The organism is Streptomyces sp. NPDC034043 (assembly GCF_055575675.1).
The window spans coordinates 33,883-53,648 of sequence record NZ_JBVISF010000012.1; the positions used below are offsets into that span (position 1 = coordinate 33,883).

Annotated in this window: 19 protein-coding genes; 7 read left to right on the top strand and 12 right to left on the bottom strand. The window is 73.7% G+C overall.

The window, feature by feature from the left end; genetic code table 11:
* Positions 1-46: 46 nt before the first annotated feature.
* A complete protein-coding gene (locus ACZ51S_RS25785) occupies positions 47-3,109 on the top strand; it encodes an NACHT domain-containing protein (protein ID WP_468962082.1) in 3,063 nt (1,020 codons plus the stop codon).
* Between the two features lie 30 nt (positions 3,110-3,139).
* On the opposite strand, the gene ACZ51S_RS25790 is transcribed toward ACZ51S_RS25785, so the two are convergent.
* The 4 genes from ACZ51S_RS25790 to ACZ51S_RS25805 are packed head-to-tail and all read right to left on the bottom strand — an operon-like array spanning position 3,140 to position 7,346.
* Positions 3,140-4,363 (bottom strand): amidohydrolase family protein, encoded by a 1,224-nt coding sequence (locus ACZ51S_RS25790; RefSeq protein ID WP_468803185.1) that lies wholly within the window; start codon positions 4,361-4,363, stop codon positions 3,140-3,142.
* Entirely contained in the window at positions 4,360-5,652 is a 1,293-nt protein-coding gene (locus ACZ51S_RS25795; RefSeq protein ID WP_468480096.1) for an amidohydrolase family protein, read from the bottom strand. Before ACZ51S_RS25795 ends, ACZ51S_RS25790 begins: the two co-directional genes overlap by 4 nt.
* Positions 5,645-6,547 (bottom strand): SDR family NAD(P)-dependent oxidoreductase, encoded by a 903-nt coding sequence (locus ACZ51S_RS25800; RefSeq protein ID WP_468962084.1) that lies wholly within the window; start codon positions 6,545-6,547, stop codon positions 5,645-5,647. The genes ACZ51S_RS25795 and ACZ51S_RS25800 overlap by 8 nt, the downstream gene beginning before the upstream one ends.
* A 1-nt stretch (position 6,548) precedes the next feature.
* A complete protein-coding gene (locus ACZ51S_RS25805) occupies positions 6,549-7,346 on the bottom strand; it encodes an acetoacetate decarboxylase family protein (protein ID WP_388944631.1) in 798 nt (265 codons plus the stop codon).
* A 142-nt stretch (positions 7,347-7,488) separates the two neighbouring features.
* Here ACZ51S_RS25805 and ACZ51S_RS25810 point away from each other — a divergent pair, with 142 nt between their 5' ends.
* The 6 genes from ACZ51S_RS25810 to ACZ51S_RS25835 all read left to right on the top strand — a co-directional run bounded on the left by ACZ51S_RS25810 (position 7,489) and on the right by ACZ51S_RS25835 (position 13,869).
* A complete protein-coding gene (locus tag ACZ51S_RS25810; protein ID WP_468962086.1) occupies positions 7,489-8,115 on the top strand; it encodes a TetR/AcrR family transcriptional regulator in 627 nt (208 codons plus the stop codon).
* A gap of 145 nt (positions 8,116-8,260) precedes the next feature.
* Positions 8,261-10,888 carry an MXAN_6230/SCO0854 family RING domain-containing protein gene (locus ACZ51S_RS25815; RefSeq protein ID WP_468962088.1) on the top strand — a complete coding sequence of 876 codons (2,628 nt, stop codon included), beginning with the start codon at positions 8,261-8,263 and terminating at the stop codon, positions 10,886-10,888.
* Between the two features lie 49 nt (positions 10,889-10,937).
* Positions 10,938-11,915 carry a DEDDh family exonuclease gene (locus tag ACZ51S_RS25820; protein WP_468480091.1) on the top strand — a complete coding sequence of 326 codons (978 nt, stop codon included), beginning with the start codon at positions 10,938-10,940 and terminating at the stop codon, positions 11,913-11,915.
* Positions 11,916-12,001: 86 nt separating this feature from the next.
* Positions 12,002-12,235: a hypothetical protein gene (locus tag ACZ51S_RS25825; RefSeq protein ID WP_007263378.1), complete on the top strand. Its 234-nt coding sequence runs from the start codon at positions 12,002-12,004 to the stop codon at positions 12,233-12,235.
* Positions 12,236-12,317: 82 nt separating this feature from the next.
* Entirely contained in the window at positions 12,318-13,103 is a 786-nt protein-coding gene (locus ACZ51S_RS25830) for an SURF1 family cytochrome oxidase biogenesis protein (protein WP_388944621.1), read from the top strand.
* Between the two features lie 10 nt (positions 13,104-13,113).
* Positions 13,114-13,869, top strand: coding sequence for an SDR family oxidoreductase (locus ACZ51S_RS25835; protein WP_468962089.1), 756 nt, complete (start codon positions 13,114-13,116; stop codon positions 13,867-13,869).
* A 488-nt stretch (positions 13,870-14,357) separates the two neighbouring features.
* Here the strand turns inward: ACZ51S_RS25835 and amaP are convergent, their stop codons facing one another.
* The 8 genes from amaP to ACZ51S_RS25875 form a co-directional block, all read right to left on the bottom strand.
* Complete coding sequence (gene amaP, locus ACZ51S_RS25840; RefSeq protein WP_468479772.1) at positions 14,358-14,915, bottom strand: alkaline shock response membrane anchor protein AmaP; 558 nt, start codon at positions 14,913-14,915, stop codon at positions 14,358-14,360.
* Entirely contained in the window at positions 14,912-15,442 is a 531-nt protein-coding gene (locus tag ACZ51S_RS25845; protein WP_468962091.1) for a DUF6286 domain-containing protein, read from the bottom strand. Before ACZ51S_RS25845 ends, amaP begins: the two co-directional genes overlap by 4 nt.
* Positions 15,439-15,807: an Asp23/Gls24 family envelope stress response protein gene (locus ACZ51S_RS25850; RefSeq protein WP_468479770.1), complete on the bottom strand. Its 369-nt coding sequence runs from the start codon at positions 15,805-15,807 to the stop codon at positions 15,439-15,441. Before ACZ51S_RS25850 ends, ACZ51S_RS25845 begins: the two co-directional genes overlap by 4 nt.
* Positions 15,808-15,814: 7 nt before the next feature.
* Positions 15,815-16,006 (bottom strand): hypothetical protein, encoded by a 192-nt coding sequence (locus ACZ51S_RS25855; protein ID WP_388944608.1) that lies wholly within the window; start codon positions 16,004-16,006, stop codon positions 15,815-15,817.
* Positions 16,007-16,035: 29 nt separating this feature from the next.
* Complete coding sequence (locus tag ACZ51S_RS25860; protein ID WP_468479769.1) at positions 16,036-16,467, bottom strand: Asp23/Gls24 family envelope stress response protein; 432 nt, start codon at positions 16,465-16,467, stop codon at positions 16,036-16,038.
* A 129-nt stretch (positions 16,468-16,596) separates the two neighbouring features.
* Positions 16,597-17,376, bottom strand: coding sequence for an enoyl-CoA hydratase/isomerase family protein (locus ACZ51S_RS25865; protein WP_468479768.1), 780 nt, complete (start codon positions 17,374-17,376; stop codon positions 16,597-16,599).
* Positions 17,377-17,579: 203 nt separating this feature from the next.
* On the bottom strand, positions 17,580-17,801 hold the full coding sequence (locus ACZ51S_RS25870; RefSeq protein WP_007263382.1) for a helix-turn-helix domain-containing protein: 222 nt from the start codon (positions 17,799-17,801) through the stop codon (positions 17,580-17,582).
* Between the two features lie 363 nt (positions 17,802-18,164).
* Entirely contained in the window at positions 18,165-19,763 is a 1,599-nt protein-coding gene (locus tag ACZ51S_RS25875; RefSeq protein ID WP_388944598.1) for an ABC-F family ATP-binding cassette domain-containing protein, read from the bottom strand.
* Positions 19,764-19,766: the final 3 nt, after the last annotated feature.

Sequence of the window (19,766 nt, forward strand, 5' to 3'; positions counted from 1 at the left end):
CGATCAGTATCCGGCGGGGTTACCCCGGGTACAAGGGGGAGGACACATGGCAGGGCTCGAAACGGCCGCGTTAAGGGCGGCGACCACCGCGGCGGGGTCGCTGTGGAGGTCGAGGCTCGGGCAGGTGCCCGGCGCGGGCCTCGCCGACGCCGCGGTGCGACCGGCGCCGCGTTGGCGCCGGCCCGCGGAACTCGGCACACCGGAACTGCGCCGCCTCGCGCAGGGACTGGCGCCACGGCTGGACGCGGCCGCCGCCCGCCTGCCGGAGCACGAGCGGCTGGCGGCGCTCGAGGCGGTGGCCGACGCCTTCGCCGCGCTGGGGCACCTGGACGCCGACACCCTCTTCACGGCGGACCTGGACCCGGCGGAGCTGGCGGCGAAGGTGCCCGTACCGCCGACTGCGGGCCTGAGCGCGGCGGCCGAGGCGCTGGCCCGGGACCTGATCCGGCTGGCGTGCGTCCACACCGTCGAGTACCTGACCACCCTGCCGTCGTTCGGGGCGCGGGCCGAGGTGGAACTCGTACGCCGCGCCGGCGCGTTGCAGCGGTCGGTGAACCGGCTGGCGCAGCGCGCCGACGGGGCGGCGTACGCCTTCGAGGAACGGTACGCGCGCTGGGTGGCCGACACCCACGGGCGGCTCCAGCTCTTCGGCCTGACGACCGGCCGCGCCCGGGAGGAGTGGCCGCTGGACCTGGCCTACATCAGCCTCGCCGTCAGCGGAGAGCAGCATCCACCGCTGCCGGGCGAGCCGGGCGGGCACCGTACGTCGGTCCGGGCGGAACAGGCGCTCGGCGAGGCGGACCGCGTCCTGCTGCGCGGCCCGGCGGGCTCGGGCAAGAGCACGCTCCTCCAGTGGCTCGCCGTGAACACGGCCCGGCGGAGCACCCGCGTACCGTTCGTGCTGCGCCTGCGCTCTTTCACGACTGCCGAGGTCCTGCCCCTGCCGGAGGACTTCCTCAAGGCCTCCGGCGTGCCGCTGTCAGCGCCGGTCGGCTGGGTCGAGGACCTGATGCTGAGCGGCCGGGCCCTGGTCCTGGTGGACGGGGTGGACGAGGTCCCGCAGCGGCTGCGCGGCCGTACGGAGAGCTGGCTGCGCGGGCTCGTCTCCGCGTTCCCGGACGCCCGTTACGTGGTCACCACCCGCCCTTCGGCCGTCCCGGAGGACTGGCTCGCCCGGGAGGGCTTCGTACCGCACTCGCTGCTGCCGATGGAGCGCGAGGACGTCGGGGCGTTCATCGGGCACTGGCACCGGGCCGCCGCCGTGGAGTACCCGGGCGAGGACCTCGGCCCGTACGAGGCCTCCCTGCGGGAGGCGGTATCCGCCCGCAGGGACCTGGGCCGGCTGGCGACGAACCCGCTGATGTGCGCGCTGTTGTGCGCCCTTAACCGGGACCGGCGGATGCGGCTGCCGCGCGCACGGAAGGAGCTGTACGACGCGGCCCTGGACATGCTGCTGGTCCGGCGGGACACGGAACGGGAGATCAGCGGGGTCGAGGGCGTCCACCTCACTCGGGACGAACAGATCCTGCTGCTCCAGCGGTTCGCGTACTGGCTGATCCGCAACGGCCAGGTGGAGGCGGGCCGGGACGAGGCCGTCGAGCTGGTGGCGGAGTGGCTGGAGGCCATGCCGCAGGTCCGGGAGCAGGCCGGCGCGGAGCAGGTCTTCGCGCACCTGCTGGTCCGCAGCGGTCTGCTGCGGGAGCCGGTGAAGGGCTCGGTGGACTTCGTGCACCGCACTTTCCAGGATTACCTGGGCGCCAAGGCGGCGGTGGAGTCGCGGGACTTCGGCGTGCTGGTGAAGAACGCCCAGGACGACACCTGGGACGACGTGGTCCGCATGGCGGTGGGCCACGCCCGCCCGGACGAACGCGTCCGGGTCCTCCGGGGCCTCCTGAAGCGCGCCGACAAGGTCAAGGGCGCCCGCAGCCGCCTCACCCTCCTCGCGGCGGCCTGCCTGGAACACGCCCCGGAACTGGATCCGTCCCTGCGCCGCGAGATCCAGTCACGGACGGCGGAACTGCTGCCGCCGCGCGACCCGTCCCAGGCCGCCGAGCTGGCCAAGGCCGGCGAGCTGGTACTCGAGCTCCTGCCCGGCCCGGACGAAGGACTCGGCGATCCGGAGACGGCGGCCTCCATCCGGACCGCCGCTCTGGTCGGAGGAGACCGGGCGCTGTCGGTGGTGCGCCAGTTCCGCCAAGAGCAGGGGCCGCTGGCCCTCCAGGAGCTGGACGAGGCCTGGGGGCGCTTCGACACTCGGGCCTATGCCGACAGCGTGCTCGCCGACGTCGTGGCCGAGGAAGCCCTGATCTCCTTCCGCACCGCTGAGCAGCTCACCCGCCTGGAGGACCTCACGCACTTCCGGAGGCTGCGGCTGTTCGAGATCTCCCGGATCCCGGCCGCACTGGCCGCCCGGACCGACCTGCGGATGCTCTACGTCCTGAACTCCCCCGAGCTGACCGACGTGCGGCCACTGGCCGCACTGCGCGGGCTGGAGCACCTCAGCCTGCAGTCCTGCCCAGCCGTGCAAAACCTCAGTCCGGTGGCCGGCCTCCCGCTGCACAGCCTCTTCCTGGCGGGCAGCGGCGGGGTTTCCCTCGACGTCCTGGCCGAGCTGCCGGAGCTGACGATACTGGGCCTGGACTCGGGGGACCGGTTCCGGGCGGTGGGTGAGCTGCCCGTCCGGCAGCCCCTGACCGGCCTGTGGCTCTACGAGGGGGCGGCGGCCATGTCGCTGGAGGGCCTCGACCGCTGGCCGGACCTGAGTGCGCTCAGCATCACCGGTGACTCCCAGGGTGCGTACCTGCGGAAGATGGGCCGGGTGCCGGAGCTGGAGTTCCTCCAGATGATCCACCGACAGGAGTTCGAGGCGGAGGAACTCCTCCGGTTCCCCCGCCTATCCAGCCTCTTCCTGTCGGACTGCGTACTCCCGCCGGGTACCGAGCAGCGCATCGCCGAGCTGGGCCGACTTCGGACGCTCTCCCTCAGCGCCTGCGGCACAGTGGACCTGGCGCCCCTGCGCGAGCTCCCGGACCTCGTCGTCCACCTCTACGGCGGGACGGACGTACGCGGGGCGGAGGGTTTCCCGCCGGAGCGGCTGAAGTTCCACTGAACGTCGCCGCCCCGGCGGGGGACTCCGTGGCTACCAGACCCGGACCGAGCCCCCCGGGGCGAACGCCGGGCTGGTGGCCGTGGCCGGAACCTCCATCAGCGGGACGGAGATCTCGGCCACCGTCGGGCCGACCTTCGCGGCGACCGCGTCCAGCAGCGCCAGGTCGAAGCCGTAGACGCGGGCCGCGTTGCCGCCGGTCATGGCCGCGACCTCCTCCCTCGGCAGGCCCGCGTACGCGATGCGCAGGGCTTCGCGGGAGAAGGGGGCGGTGCCCTCGTCGTGGGGGAAGTCGCTGCCCCACATGATCTTGTCGAGGCCGATCCGTTCCCGCAGCGGGACCTCGTGGGGGCGCATGAAGCTGGCCCCCACGAAGCAGTTGTCCCGCCAGACCTCGCTCGGGCCCCGGCCCATGGACTCGGCCAGGCCCGCGCCGAACTTGGCCTCGGCGGTGGACGACGCCGCGACCAGGCGGCCGTGGTAGTAGTCCAGCATCTCCAGCACGCCCGGGATCCAGCCGGAGCCCTGCTCCGTCAGGACGAGCTTCAGGCCCGGGTGGCGGCGGAAGGCCCCGCCGAAGACCAGGTGCCACAGGGCGCGGTGCGAGAACCAGGTGGTCTCGACCATGAAGACGGCCCGCGCGGCCGGTTCGTCGCCCAGCGGGGGCGAGGCCGAACCCCCGTGGTGGTTGACCGGGACGTCCAGTTCCGCGCACACCGCCCAGATCGGGTCGTACGCGGCCGAGTACAGCTCGGGGACGGGTGAGCCGGGCGGGACCCCGGGAAGGAGGACGCCGCCGGTCAAGCCCGCCTCCCGGGTGCGGCGGATCTCCGCCACCGCCGCGTCCACGTCGTTGAGGAGGATCTGGGCGACGCCCGCCCGCCGCCCCGGCGCGTCCGCGCAGAAGTCGGCCAGCCACCGGTTGTGCGCCTGGAGCCCGGCCCACCGCAGTTCGTACTCCTCGGCGGTCGGCGGCTGGGCCATCAGCGAGGCCTTGGGGAAGAAGGGCGGGATGGTGTTCGGGAAGACGACCTCGGCGACGATGCCGTCGGCCTCCAGCTCGGCGAGCCGGCGCCGCGAGTTCCAGTTGAGGTCCGCCGAGTCGGCGAGGAGGTCCTCGTACGGATTGACGTAGGACGCGGCCCAGGCGTCGAAGGCCTCGTGGTGGCGCTTGGCGAGGTACGGCCTGTAGTCGAGCAGGTCGGCTCCCGCGTGGCAGTCCGCCGAGATGACCGTGTAGCGGTCGTCCGCCGTCACCGGGACACCCCCAGCGAGGGGAAGTCGTCGCCGGTGAGCCAGTGGCGGCCGGTCTCGCGGGAGCGGGCCCAGGAGGCCTCCACCGCCGCCTGGTCGGGGCTCTGGCCCAGCTCGGCCGGGGTGGGGCCGATGCGGCGGGCGATCGGGGCGAGCCGGTCGGTGTCGAAGCCGAAGACCTCGGCGGCGGCCAGGCCCAGCATCCGGCGGGTTTCCGCGACCGGGATGTCGTGGAACGTCTTCTTCAGCCAGGCGCGGGTGTCGGGCCAGGTGCCCTCGGGGTGCGGGAAGTCCGAGCCCCACAGGATGTTGTCCACGCCGATCTCGTAGCGCTGGGCGAGTTCCCGGCGCTTGGTGTTGGTCGCGCAGACGAACACCTGCCGGTCCAGGTACTCGCTGGGCGGGCGCTTCAGCTCCGAGAAGGGCGAGAGCTTCTTGCCGCCGTGGGCGCCGAGGTAGAGGCGGTCCATGAACCACAGCAGGTTCGGCAGCCACCAGCACCCCGACTCGGCGACGCCGAACCTCAGGCCGGGGTGGCGCTCGAACACCCCGGACCAGAGCAGGAACCACAGCGGGCGGGCCGGCCACCAGGTGACCTCGGAGACGTAGATGCCCAGGTGGTCGCCGTACTCGTGGCGCGGCGCGGCCCCCGAGTGGGTGACGACCGGCATCGCCGTCTCGGCGGCGGCCGCCCACACGGGATCGTAGCGGCGGTCGTGGTAGGGCGCCCGGTCCACCCACATGGAGGGGATCATCAGGGCGCCGAGGCCGGATTCCCTGGCCCGGTGGATCTCGGCGACGACCTCGGACGGTTCGCCCGTGATGGGCAGCAGGGCGACACCGCAGTGGCGCTCGGGGTTGTGCCCGACGAACTCCGCCAGCCAGCGGTTGTGCGCCTGCGCGCCCGCCATGCCGAGCTCGGGGTCCTGGTCTCCGGACAGGCCCAGGCCCACCCCGAAGGGGGCGGCGGTCTGGCTGTCGACGGCGTCCGCGTCGGGGAAGACGACCTCGGCGGCCACTCCGTCGCCGTCGAGTTCCTTGATCCGCCGGGCGCTGTCCCAACCGCCCTTGAGGCCTTCCTCGTGGTCGTGGAACCACTTCGCGGCGAAGGCCTCGTTGCGCACGCCGAGCCGGGTGGCCTCCTCGCGGCGCGCGTCGCGCTGCCCGAGGAACTCGTCGAACCGGGGATGGAAGCGGGAGTCGAGGTAGGGACGGTACTGCTCGGTGGGCAGGCCCGCGTGGCAGTCGGAGGAGATGATCAGGTACGGGTCTTCGTACGTCTCGTCAGGCACGTCGGTCCCCTCGGTCGAGGATGAAGCTCTCCAGGTAGGCGGGGTTGGCGCGGTCGAGCATCGACCGCGCCCGGGCGCGGATCTGCCGGTCGCTGTGCTCGCTCGGCGGCAGCATCCAGAAGCGGTCGGCGCGGATGCCGTCGACGACGTGCTCCGCGACCTCCTCGACCGGGGTGAAGCGCACCTCGTGCCCGGCCTCCCTCATCGCGGCCTCGTACTGGTCGAGGCTGCGGTACGGGGACCTGCGCGGCCGCTCCTTCGCGAAGCGCTCGGGCCGGTTGCGGTGGGACTCCCACAGGCCGGTGCGCAGCATGTGCGGGCCGGGGAAGAGGACGGAGGCGCCCACGGGGGCGCCCTCCGCCCTGAGGTGGGCGTAGAGGGACTCGGTCATGGTGACCACGGCGGCCTTGGTGACGGCGTACACGGAGGCGGTGGGCAGGGGGGCGATGCCGCCGTCGCCGGAGGAGGTGTTGACGACGTGGCCGGGGGCGCCGGAGGCGATCATGCGGGGGACGAAGGCCTGGATGCCGTGGAAGACGCCCCAGACGTTGACGGAGAAGGCCCACTTCCAGTCGTTGGGCTCGTGTTCCCACATCCGGCCCTCGGCGCCGGATCCGACGCCCGCGTTGTTGCACAGCACGTGCACGGCGCCGAAGGTCGCGTAGGCGGCGTCGGCGAGGGCGAGGACGGAGTCGCGTTCGCTGACGTCGACGGTCCGGGCGAGCACCTCGGCGCCGTCCGCGGCGAGGGCGTCGGCGGCCTTGCGCAGGGCGGCCTCCTCCACGTCGGCGAGGACCACCTTGAGGCCTTCTGCGGCGAGGCGGCGGGCCATGGCGAGGCCGATGCCGCTCGCGGCGCCGGTGACGACGGCCACCTGTCCGGGTGCGAGCCGCACGTCACACGCTCCCCTCGGGCGGGCCGTCGAGGATCTGGAGGGGGTCGTCGTAGCGCTGGTGGACGTAGGGGAGCAGTGCCCGGGCGCTGACCCGTTCGACGACCCTGCCCCGCTGGTCGGTGGTCTTCTCGCCGATGGTGAGCTCCACGAGGCGCCGTACCGGAAGGTCGGCGACGGGGTCGTACATCGACTCGCGCAGCACCACGTCCCCGGTGAGGTGCTCCAGCCTGCGGACCTTCTCGTTGCGGGTGCAGTGCACGAGCACCGGATCGCCGTCGAGGCCGGATCCGTCGACGGCCGGGAGGAACTTGAAGTAGAAGTCGGTCTTCACGGTCGGTCCGGGCGGCGGCAGCTCGCGGTCGACGGCTCCGCGCACCTCGACGAAGGCGATCCCGTGCCGGGCGAGGACGGCCCGTACGACGAGCCCCTCGCGCTCGACGGTGACCTCGCCCAGCTTCTTCGGCTCGCCGAACACCTCGCGGCCGCCGGTCAGGGCGCGCTCGTGGGTCATCGGCATGACGAGGGGGTACCAGCCGTCGACCCCGCCGTGCCGGGCCGCCACGGCCACCGAGCCGGCGCCGAGGGGGTAGCCGGGCAGGTCGACCTTGCTGATGTTCGCCCGTACGAGGGGCCGTTCGGCGGGCTTGAGCGGTGGGGGCAGGACCGCCGCCACCACGTCGGGGTCGGTCTCCCAGACGGCCACCACGCCGGTGGACCAGATGTCGGGGAGCTTGGCGCTCTTCTCGCGCGATGCCCTGATCTCGGCCTCGGTCCGCGCTCCGTACCGTATGCGTGCCATGTCCCGCACCACCCTTCCGAGGGTCCCCCCGGCGGGGGCCGGAGGCGGTTCTGTAACACAGTTACACCGGTGGCGATGAAGGGTAAAGACCCGGGGAGACAACGGAACTGACGCTCCGGCAGACAGATCGGCGGCCCCGGCGATGGCGAGAAACGCGCTGACCCGCGACGAAGTACTGGAAGCGGCCGCGTCCCTGGTCAGGCGACACGGTCCGGCTGCCCTGACCATGCGCGGCCTCGCGGCCGAGCTGGGCACGGCGGTGACCTCCATCTACTGGCACGTCGGCAACCGCGAGCGGCTCCTCGACGCCCTGGTGGAGCGGACCGTCCAGGAGATGGGCGCGGTGCGCCCCGTCGGCCGCACCCCGGCCGAGCGGATCGTCTCGGTGGCCCTGACCCTGCGGCGGGAGATCCGCGCCCGCCCGCACCTGATCGCGATGGTCCACGAGCGCGGGCTCACCGAGCGGATGTTCCTGCCCGCCCAGCGGGCACTGGCCGACGAGGTGCACGCCGCCGGACTGCGGGGGGCGCGGGCCGCCGACGCGGTGCGCGCCGTCCAGTTCCAGACCGTCGGCTTCCTGCTCGTCGAGCGCAACCGCGAGCGCTCCCCCGCCCAGTCGCCGGGCGAGGGCGAGCTGTGGGACCCGCGGTCCGCCCCCGGCGACCCGGCGCTCGCCCGCGCCCTGGCCCGCCCGGCCGACCCGGATCGGCTGTTCCTGCTGTCGGTACGGGCCCTGACGCAGGCCCTGCTGACCGGCTCCGGACGATAATCGGATTGCCCGGATGCCCGGCCCCGTGATCAGATCGGCCGTGCGGGGGCGGCTCCCCGGCGCGCATCCTTCTCCACTCCTTTACCAAGAATCCGCGTGCCCACTCTCCGCCCCCGCCCTGTCGTTCCCGGAGGGGGTTCCACCCGTGTCCGCCATCGAGTCCGTCCTGCTGCACCGGCTCAGGACCGTCTACGTCGACCTGCCGAACGCCGCCGCGTCACCCGGCCACGAGGGAGTGCGGCCCCTGGAGGGCGAGCTCCTCGAACGCGGCCACGCGCTGAGCCCGGAGCTGCACGCCGCGCTCTCGCGGCTCGCGCCGACCGACCTCGCCGAGGAGCGGCTGCGGCTGCTGGCGCTGCTGGACGGGCTGATGGGCTCCGACCGGGTGCACAAGCCGCTCTTCCGCCGCTTCCCCTTCTCCATCCCGCACGACACCGAACACTGGTACGTCAGCCGCGTCTTCGCCCTGCTGCTCCAGGATCCCGCGCAGCCGTGCGTCCTGTGCGGCGAGGCCGGCACGGTCCACCCCGTCGCGCCCTGCGCCCACCTCGTCTGCCGCGCCTGCTGGGACGGCTCCGACTACACCGGCTGCCCCGTCTGCCACCGGCGCGTCGACCCCGCCGACCCCTTCCTGCGCCCGGTCCCCGACCGGTCCTCAGGCTCCGCCGCACCCGCCGCCCAGGGGGCGGGGGGCCCGCTGCGGCTGCTGCGGCTCGGCACCGACCGGCAGGCCGACTGCGGCCGCGTGGTCGCCTCGCTGCTCGCCCGGCAGACCCCGCTGTCCCCCGAGGACCGCGACGACCTGGACCTGCTGCTGCCCGCCGCTCCGGCGGACCTCGGGTGGCTCCCCGAGCAGATCCCCGTACGCGAGACCAAGGCGCGGGTCCTCGGCACGCTGCTGCGCGCCTGGCGGACCGCCGACGCGGTACGGCCGCTGCTCGCCGCCCGGCTCACCACCGCCACCGACGTGCTGCGGCTGCTCGCCGTGCTGTCCGGCGGGGACGCCGGCCTGCTGCCGCTGCCCCGGTTCGTGAACCCCGGACGGCCGCTGCGCCGGGAACTCCTCGCGGTGCTCGACGGGTTGGACCCGCGGTACCTGGTCGAGGACCTGCTGCGGCACCCGACCGCCTGGAAGCGGGCCGCCGAGCTGCTGCACCCCTTCGAGCGGCACGACCGGCATCCCCGGGCCGCGCTCGCCTTCGCCGTGCTGCGCGGCACCACCGTGTCCGCCGCCACCCCGCTCGGCGCGGCGCTGCTGGCCGGCGCCGCCGCGCACCCGGACGCCGTCCGCGTGGACGGGGACCGGATCCGGCCCGCCACCTGGGCCGGCCGGCTGGAACAGGCCCTCGCCGAGGGGGACGCGGGGGCCGCCGCCGCGCTCGCCGGGCAGCGCCCGGGGGAACTCGTACGCCGCCTCGACCACCTGCTGCGCCTGCACCCGGGCGCGGAACTCCTGCCCGAGCTGGAGCGGGCCCTGGACCGGGGCCTGCCCGACGTGGGGGCGGGACCGCTGCTGTCGGCGTTCGGCGCCCTGCGCACCCGCGCCGAGGACCGTACCGGCGGGCGCCGGGTGTTCTTCCCGCGCGGCCGGGTGGCGCGCGCCCAGGTGGCGTGGGAGGAGCGGGCCCCGCTGCCCGCGCCCCTCGTCGGGGCGGTCACGGCCCGGCTGGAGGCGGAGGTGCTGCGCCGGTTCGCCGCCGCCGGCGGGGAGGCGTACGACCTGGCGGTCCTGGACGCCGGGCTCGCGGACCTGACCGTGCCCTTCGGCGAGCGCAACGCGTCCCGGTCGCTGGTCGCCGTCCCGCGCGGCAGTACGCAGACCCTGCCCGGGGACGAGGTGCTGCGGCTGTTCCTGCACTGGACGGAGCCCGCGGGCGACCGCACCGACCTGGACCTGTCCGTCGCCTTCTTCGACGCCGACTGGAAGTACAGGGGGCTCTGCGACTACACCCGCCTGCGGTACGGGCCGCGCGCGGCCGCCGTGCACTCGGGCGACCTCACCTCGGCGCCCGCTCCGGACGGTGCCACCGAGTACGTGGACCTGGACCTGGCGGCCCTCGCCGAGAACGGGGACGCGTACGCGGTACCGCTGGTCTTCAGCTACAACAACGTGCCCTTCGACGAACTGCCGGACGCCTTCGCCGGCTTCATGGCCCTGCCGGCGGACGGCCCCCGCGGCTCCTCGTACGACCCGCGGACCGTGCGTCAGCGCTTCGACCTGACGGGGGACTCCCGGGTCTGCATGCCGATGGTCGTGGACCTCGCCGCCCGGCGGGCCCTGTGGGCGGACGTCCACCTGCCGCCGTCCGAAGGCTTCCAGAGCGTCGCCTCGCACGGCGAGCGGCTCGGGTCCGTCGCCCGCGACGTGTGGGAGCACTTCGGGTCCGGCACCCGCACAACCCTGTGGGACCTGGCGGTGTGGCGGGCCGCGGCCCGCTCCCGCGAGGTGGCCGTCCTGCGGGACGGGGAGTTGTGGAGGTACCGGGCCGGCGCGGCGGAGACGGTGGCCGGATTCGCCGCCCGCGTCGCGGCGCCGGGCGAGCCCGAGGAGCGGCGCGCGGCCGCGGACGCCGGGGCGGCCGTCGCCGAGGAGAGCGCGGGCCGCAGGGTGTTCCTGGCCACGGTGCACGCCACCGCCGCCGGGCCGGGCGCCTCGGGCACGGCCTGCCGGCTCTTCCCGGGGCCGGCCGAAGTGGCCGGATCCTTCGCGTCGGTGAGCGCCTCGGACCTGGTGGCGGAGCTGGCGGCCGGGCCGGATCCGGAGCGGGCCTGAAAGGGCATCGGACCACGCGTGTCAGTGCGTGCCGATATCCTCTGTGACCATGCTCTACGACCGTACGACCGCAGAGGCGGAATGGCCGACCGCGTACCCACAGGGGTACGCGGTCGTCGACGTGGAGACCACCGGGCTCGCTCGCGACGACCGGATAGTCTCCGCGGCCGTCTACCGGCTCGACGCGCGGGGCAACGTGGAGGACCACTGGTACACCCTGGTCAACCCGCGCCGTGACCCCGGACCGACCTGGATCCACGGCCTGACCACCGCGATGCTCCAGGACGCGCCGCTCTTCGAGGACATCGCCGAGGAGTTCGCGGGCCGGCTCGCCGACCGGGTGCTCGTCGCGCACAACGCCATGTTCGACTGGCAGATGATCGCCCGGGAGTACGCGCGGGCCTCCGTGACCGCGCCCGTGCGCCAGCGGCTGTGCACCATCGCCCTGTCGAAGGAACTGAACCTGCCGCTGCCCAACCACAAGCTGGAGTCCCTCGCCGCCCACTACGGCGTGGTCCAGCAGCGCGCCCACCACGCCCTCGACGACGCCCGGGTGCTGGCGGAGGCCTTCCGTCCGTCGCTGCACGCGGCCGCGCGCGACGGCGTACGGCTGCCCCTGCTGGAGTGCCGCCCGCTGACCGAGTGGTCGGACTCCCCCGCCACTCCGCGCGTCGGCTACCAGTCCTCGTACGGGAACGGCGGCAACTGGCGGGTCTCGCGCAAGCGGCCGCCGTGCCCGTACCCGAACCCGGGGCGCTTCGAGGACGGCAAGCCGCTCAAGCAGGGCATGCGGATCGCCTTCTCGGGCGACACCTCCGTGGACCGGGAGCTGCTGGAGGACCGGGCGGTGGAGGCGGGTCTGCACATCGCGACGAGCGTGTCCCGGCTCACCAGCCTGCTGGTGACCAACGACCCCGACTCCCCGACCTCGAAGACGGTCAAGGCCAAGGCGTACGGCACCCCGATCGTCGACGAGGCGGCCTTCACCCAGCTGCTGCGGGACGTGGCGGCGGCCGGGGAGGAGTAACGGCCCTTGCTCCGGCCGGGTGCAGGCGCGGCGACTCACCCCGGTGGATCTTGTTCCGTCCGGCCGCCGCGTCGAGCATGCGGCGCATGGCACGTTGCGAGGTCTGCGGAAACGACTACGGCATGTCCTTCGAGGTGCACGCGCAGGGCGCGGTGCACGTCTTCGACTGCTTCTCCTGCGCCATCCACCGCATGGCGCCCATCTGCGAGCACTGCCGGGTCCAGATCATCGGACAGGGCGTCGAGGTCGAGGGCCAGTGGTACTGCGGCGGTCACTGCGCCCGCGCGGAGGGGAAGGTGGGCATCGTCGACCACGTCTGACCCCCTCCCCCCTTCCCCCGCCAGGACCCCGGAGGGCCACCCGGCCGCCGGGGTCCTCCCCGCTGGGGGTACCGTCGTGGGCGTGTACCGCTTTGTGCTGACCCGGCAGTGGGTGTCCCTCACCCTCGTCGCCCTCGTCCTCGTCCCCGTGATGGTCAAGCTGGGGTTCTGGCAGTTCCACCGCCACGAGCACCGGGTCGCCCAGAACGAGCTGATCGCGAGGAACCTGTACGGGAAGCCGGTACCCGTGACCGAGATCACCTCGCCCGGGCACACCGTCCCGAGGGCCGACTACTGGCGGGCCGTCACCGCCACCGGCACGTACGACTCCGCGCACGAGGTCGTCGTACGGATGCGCACCTCCAACGGCGACAAGGTCGGCTTCCACGTGGTGACGCCGCTGGTGCTGGACGACGGCCGGGCGGTACTGGTCAACCGGGGCTGGGTGCCCGGCGGCGGCGACCCGCGCGCCTTCCCGCCGGTCCCGGCCGCGCCCTCGGGCCAGGTCACGGTCACCGGGCGGCTCAAGGCCGACGAGACCAGCGGCGGCAGCGGGATCAAGGACCGCAAGGGCCTGCCCGACCGCCAGGTGATGCTGATCAACAGTGAGCAGCAGGCGGCCGCCCTGGGCAAGCCGGTGCTCGGCGGCTACCTCGAACTGACCGCGCCCGAACCGGCCGGCGGCAGCCCCGAGCCGGTGGCCGACCCCGACCACGACTCGATCGGCGCGCACATGGCCTACGCCGTGCAGTGGTGGCTCTTCGCCTCGGCGGTGCCGGTGGGGTGGCTGGTGCTGGTGCGGCGGGAGAAGCGCGACCGCGAGGAGGCGGCGGCCAAGGCTGTGTCTCCGGAGCCCGCTTCGGCGTAGGTTGTCCGGCATGGATCTTGGACTGAAGGACCGTGTCTACGTCGTCACCGGTGCCACGCGGGGCCTCGGCTTCGCCGCCGCGCGCGAGCTCACCGCCGACGGGGCGCGGGTCGTACTGACGGGCAGGGACGCGAAGCGCGCGGCGGACGCGGCCGCCGAACTCGGCCCGAACGCGGTCGGTGTGGCGGCGGACAACTCCGACCCGGACGTGGCGGCGCGGCTGTTCGCCACCGCGCGGGACCGCTTCGGGCGCTTCGACGGCGTCCTCATCAGCGTCGGCGGCCCCCCGCCGGGCACCGCGGCGGGCAACACCGACGAGCAGTGGACGGCGGCGTTCGAGACGGTCTTCCTGGGCGCGGTCCGCCTGGCCCGGGCGGCCGCGGCCGAGCTGGGGGAGGGCGGGGTCATCGGCTTCGTCCTGTCGGGCTCGGTCCACGAGCCGATCCCCGGCCTGACCATCTCGAACGGCCTGCGGCCGGGGCTGGCGGGCTTCGCCAAGTCCCTGTCGGTGGAGCTGGGCCCGCGCGGGATCCGCGTGGTCGGGCTGCTGCCGGCACGGATCGACACGGACCGGGTGCGGGAGCTGGACGCGCTGTCCGGCGACGCGGACGCGGCCCGGGCGGGCCACGAGTCCCGCATCCCGCTGCGCCGCTACGGCACCCCGCAGGAGTTCGGCCGCACGGCGGCGTTCCTCCTCTCCCCGGCGGCGTCGTACCTCACGGGCGTGATGCTCCCGGTGGACGGCGGAGCCCGCCACGGCTTCTAGCCGCCGGACTCCGCCGGCGTGCGCTGTGCCGCTGCGCGGGGCCGGTCCCTACCCGCCCTTCGCCCGTTCCCCGGGGCTCCGCCCCGGACCCCCTCCTGGGGGCCAGCCCCCAGGCCCCCGCGCCTCAAACGCCGGCGAGGCTGAAGTCGCCGGCCGAGCTGGAGCAGCACACCTGCGTGGGCAAACCACGGGCGGGCGGCCGGACAACGGACGCAAGGGGACGGGGACGGGGTGGGGTGTCGTCCGGGGTTAAAACGAGATGAATTCGGCGCCCGGTACCCCGTACACCTCAGACCCGGAACAGGCGCCGAACATCGAAGCCCGCCCCGGACGACACCCCACCCCGGCACCGCCCCCGACCCAAAACCACCCCACCGCAACACCGCCCGACAAGGCGACCACCCGGCAGGACTACACCGCACCCGAACCCCGCCCGGCAGGGCACCCCGCCACCCCCCAACCGCCCGGCCAGGGCACCGGCACCCCGTTCACGTGACCCGTTGCGCCGGGTGCGGCCTGACGTGCAGGCGGGCTTCCGCGGGAAGGGACGCGAGGCCCGTCGCGGTACGGGCGTGGGCGAGGACCGGGCCGGCCAGGGCCGCGAGGGCGTCCGACGGCACGGCGTGCGGTGCCAGTTCCAGCGCCACCCGCAGGGCTGGCGCACCCCGCCTGCCCCGCAGCACGACCCGGCAGTGGGCGACGCCGTCCAGGGCCGCCGCCTCGGCCGCCACCGCCGACTCCAGCGCGCGCCCCCGCAGCAGCGCGTAGTCCCCGTCGCCGGTGTCCACCGCCACCGCCGCGAGCCGCGGACGCCGCAGCTGCGCCGCCAGCCACCACAGCGCCAGCAGCACGCACACCGCCAGCGCGGCGAACACCGCCCACCACCACCCGCCCTCTAGGTCCCGGTGCCGCGCGAGCAGCGGCGCGTGCCGTCCGCCGAACGGCCAGGACGCCGTCAGGACCGACAGGCCCGCCGCGAGCAGCAGCAGACCGGCCAGCGCCAGCACCGCCCGGTTCACCACGCCCAGCAGCGGCACGCCGCTCACCTCCTGACCCTGATCCGGGCCCGCGGCGGACGCGAGAGCCCCAGTTCCCCGATGCCGACGGCGAGCACCTCGTCCAGGTCGGCCCGTACGTCGTCCAGTTCGCGGAAGTGCGAGGTGGCCCGGACCCCGACGCGGGTACGGCCCACCCTGACCCGGACCGAGCGGACCCCGGCGACCTCCATGGCCCGGTCCCGCAGGACCAGCGCGGCGGCCCGGCGCCCGATGCCCGCCCGCACCCCCGGCTCCGTCCGCATCGGCAGCACCCGGCGCAGCCCGGGGGCCACCGCGAGCAGCAGCAGCACCGCTCCGGCCAGGGTCAGCAGCGCCCCGCCCGCCAGTACCTCCGCGTCGGCCGGGGTGTGCCGCTCCAGCAGGGCGGTCAGTTCGCGCCGCCAGCGCATCCCGGGCCGGTGTGCGCGTACCGCGGCCAGGTCGTAGACGAAGAGCCCCGCCACCGCGAGCACCACCAGGGCGACGACCCCGGCCGGGCCCCTGCGCGGCGACCGGAAGCGGTGCGGCCGGCTCACCGCAGCCGCCGGTCCCGCCCGGCGGGGGTGCCGGGCCGAGTGTGGGCGGAGTGCAGGTGCTCGATGTCGATGGCCACCTCGGGGACCGCCATCGCCGCGCACTGCTGGACGCGCCGGGCGACCTGCTCGCGTACGGCCGCGCACTGGGCGGCCAGGTCGGAGGGGTAGTCCAGCTCCAGGCTGACCCGGACCCGCGCGATGTCGTGGTGGACGGTGACGGTGGCGTGCGGGACGGCCCCCGGCAGGGTGTCGAGCGCCTCGCGGGCCGCCTGTGCCGCGATCTTGGCGACGACCCGGTCGGCGATCCGCAGGGCGCCCCGCTCGGCGGGCGGCACCCGGGGCGGCAGGGGGCGGGGCGTGCTCATCGGCCGCTCACCCGCGCCGGCCGTCCCGGCCGCGGGGGCGGAACAAGTCGTCCGGGTCGAGGTCCCCGTCGAGGTACCGGCCGACGAGGAAGCCGATGGCGCCCAGTGCCGCCACCAGCAGGAAGGCCCCGAAGCCGCCGAAGTACCCGGCGAACGCCAGGGCGATGCCGGCGAACAGGCCTGCGATCGCCATGCTCATCGCGTGGCTCCTCTCCGTTTCCGGGCCCGCTACTGGAGCCGGGAGTCCGGTTCGTCGTCGGGCTCGTCGGGCAGTTTGACGTCGCTGACGGCGATGTTGACCTCGACGACCTCCAGGCCGGTCATCCGCTCGACGGCGGCGATGACGTTCTCCCGGACGGCCCGGGCGACCTCGCGGATCTCCACCCCGTAGTCGACGACGATCTCCAGGTCGAGGGCGGTCTGGACTTCTCCGACCTCCGCCTTGACGCCTCGGGCGGCCGCGGCCTTGGCTCCGCCGGGGACCCGGTCGCGGACGGCCCCGAAGGTGCGGGAGAGTCCGCTGCCGCTGCCCATGGCGTGGACGCCGACCACCTCCCGGGCGGCCAGCCCGGCGATCTTCTCGACCACCCCGTCGGCGATGCTGGTGCGGCCACGGTCCGCGGGGTCCTTGGCGAAGCCCGTCTCTGCGGAATCGGTCATGGGACGTCCTTAGGAAGGGGAGTCTCCCGACCACGGTAAGCGCGTACGGTCCCCGGCGCTCCGGGAACTACGCCGGAAGGCCGGAACGGTCCCGCCGTTCCGGCCTTCCGGGCGTGCGTGCGCACGGCCTCAGTCGGACAGGCCCGCCAGGTCGCGCAGGCGGCGGGCCTGGGCGGCGCGCTCGGCGGCGCGCTGGTCGTCGTAGGTACGGGACGGGGCCCCGCGCAGCAGCGCCTTGGTCTCGATGACGGCGTCGCGGGCCGGGGCCAGCAGGGCGGTGGTGAGGTCCTGGACGGCGGCGTCCAGTTCGCCGGCCGGGACCACCAGGTTGGCGAGGCCGACCCGCTCGGCCTCCTCGGCGTGCACGAAGCGGCCCGTGGCGCAGATCTCGAGCGCGCGGGCGTAGCCGACGAGGGCGGTCAGCGGCTGGGTGCCGGCGAGGTCGGGGACCAGGCCCAGGCTGGTCTCGCGCATGGCGAACTGCACGTCGTCCGCGACGACGCGCAGGTCGCAGGCGAGCGCGAGCTGGAAGCCGGCGCCGATCGCGTGGCCCTGTACGGCGGCGATGGAGACGATGTCACTGCGCCGCCACCAGGTGAAGGCCTCCTGGTACTCGGCGATGGTGGAGTCGAGCAGTTCGTCGGAACCGCGCGCCAGGTCGAGGAAGGACGGCTCGCCCTCGAAGCCCTCGGGGGTGAACGCCTGGCGGTCGAGCCCGGCGGAGAAGGACTTGCCCTCGCCGCGCAGCACGACCACCCGGACGGTGCCGGGCAGCGACCGTCCGGCCTCCGCCAACGCCCGCCAGAGCGCGGGGGATTGAGCGTTTCGCTTGGCCGGATTGGTCAGTGTCACCGTGGCGACCGTGTCGTCGATGGTGAGCCGTACGCCATCCTTGTCGAGCAGAGCCATCTGGTGCCTCCGGTGTGCAGTCGTGGCCGCATACTCGGCCTAAGTGACTGCACAGTAACCACCCAGCCGGCCACGGGGCCGACCGGGGGTCACCGAAGGTACCGTGCGTGGAACGGATGAAACAGACAGCACGGATCAGACAGCGTGTAAGAGAACGGAGCTGTCGAGCGGTCTTCGGTACGGCCCCGGCCTGACGGCCGGGGTCAGGCCGCAGCCGCCTTCTTGCCGCGCGTCGCGCCACCGCGACCGCGCAGCGTGACTCCGGACTCGCTGAGCATCCGGTGGACGAATCCGTAGGACCGGCCGGTCTCTTCGGCCAGCGCCCGGATACTCGCACCGGAGTCGTACTTCTTCTTCAGGTCTGCCGCGAGCTTGTCGCGCGCGGCGCCGGTCACCCGGCTGCCCTTCTTCAGAGTCTCGGCCACCCGTGCCTCCTCGTGGGAAGTGCGCTCTGGACTTCTCATGATCACCCCTCCCCGGCTTCCTGGCCACCCATTCAGCAAGGTCGGTGCCACGGCATTTCCCGGGCCGTGGACACCCGAGCAGAACGGAATCTCCTCTTCCGTCGCATGACCTCCGTCACATTTCTCCACCGCCGACGGGAATCACCAGGTCAGGGGCCGGTCAGGGTAAAAATGCGGCCCCGGTCGCGCATCCGGAAGGACGCGACCAGGGCCGTCGTACAGAGCGCGACGGTACGAGACCGTCTCACTCAGATGATGGATCACGCCTGAGCCGAATGATCCATAAGGAACTGGATCAACCCGGCGGAGGCGGTCGGGCGGGGCTCAGGCGAGGGCGACGAGGTCCCGGTAGTCCGGGCCCCACAGGTCCTCGACCCCGTCCGGGAGCAGGATGATCCGCTCCGGCTCCAGGGCCTCCACGGCGCCCTCGTCGTGCGTGACGAGGATGACCGCTCCCTTGTAGGTGCGCAGCGCGCCGAGGATCTCCTCGCGGCTGGCCGGGTCGAGGTTGTTCGTGGGCTCGTCGAGCAGCAGCACGTTGGCCGAGGAGACGACCAGGGTGGCCAGGGCCAGACGGGTCTTCTCGCCGCCGGAGAGCACGCCCGCGGGCTTGTCCACGTCGTCGCCGGAGAACAGGAAGGAGCCGAGCGTCTTGCGCACCTCGACCAGGTCCAGGTCGGGCGCGGAGGAGCGCATGTTCTCCAGGACCGTGCGGTCCGGGTCGAGCGTCTCGTGCTCCTGCGCGTAGTAGCCCAGCTTGAGGCCGTGACCGGGCACGACCGTGCCGGTGTCGGGCTTCTCGGTGCCCGACAGCAGGCGGAGCAGGGTGGTCTTGCCGGCGCCGTTGAGGCCGAGGATGACCACGCGGGAGCCCTTGTCGATGGCCAGGTCGACGTCGGTGAAGATCTCCAGCGAGCCGTAGGACTTCGACAGGCCCTCCGCGGTCAGCGGGGTCTTGCCGCAGGGCGCCGGGTCCGGGAAGCGGAGCTTGGCGACCTTGTCGGAGGCGCGGACGGCCTCCAGGCCGGAGAGCAGCCGGTCGGCGCGCTTGGCCATGTTCTGGGCGGCGACCGTCTTGGTGGCCTTGGCGCGCATCTTGTCGGCCTGGGCGTTGAGGGCCGCGGCCTTCTTCTCGGCGTTCTGACGCTCGCGCTTGCGGCGCTTCTCGTCGGCCTCGCGCTGCTGCTGGTAGAGCTTCCAGCCCATGTTGTAGACGTCGATCTGGGAGCGGTTGGCGTCGAGGTAGAAGACCTTGTTGACGACGGTCTCGACCAGGTCGACATCGTGGGAGATCACGATGAAGCCGCCGCGGTAGTTCTTCAGGTAGTCCCGCAGCCAGACGATCGAGTCGGCGTCGAGGTGGTTGGTGGGCTCGTCGAGGAGCAGGGTGTCGGCGTCCGAGAAGAGGATCCGGGCGAGCTCGACACGGCGGCGCTGACCGCCGGAGAGGGTGTGCAGGGGCTGGCCGAGGACCCGGTCGGGGAGGCTGAGGGCGGCCGAGATGGTCGCGGCCTCCGACTCGGCGGCGTAGCCGCCCTTGGTGAGGAACTCGGTCTCCTGGCGCTCGTACTGCTTCAGGGCCTTCTCGCGGGTGGCGCCGGAGCCGGTGGCGATGCGCTCCTCGTTGGCGCGCATCTTCTGGAGCAGTACGTCGAGCCCGCGCGCGGACAGGATCCGGTCGCGGGCGAGTACGTCGAGGTCGCCGGTGCGCGGGTCCTGCGGGAGGTAGCCGACCTCACCGGATCGGGTGATGGTGCCGCCGGCGGGCTGGCCCTCGCCCGCGAGGCACTTGGTGAGGGTGGTCTTGCCGGCTCCGTTGCGGCCGACGAGCCCGATGCGGTCGCCCTTGGCGACGCGGAACGACGCGTTCTCGATGAGGATGCGGGCGCCGGCGCGCAGCTCGATGCCGGTGGCGGTGATCACGGA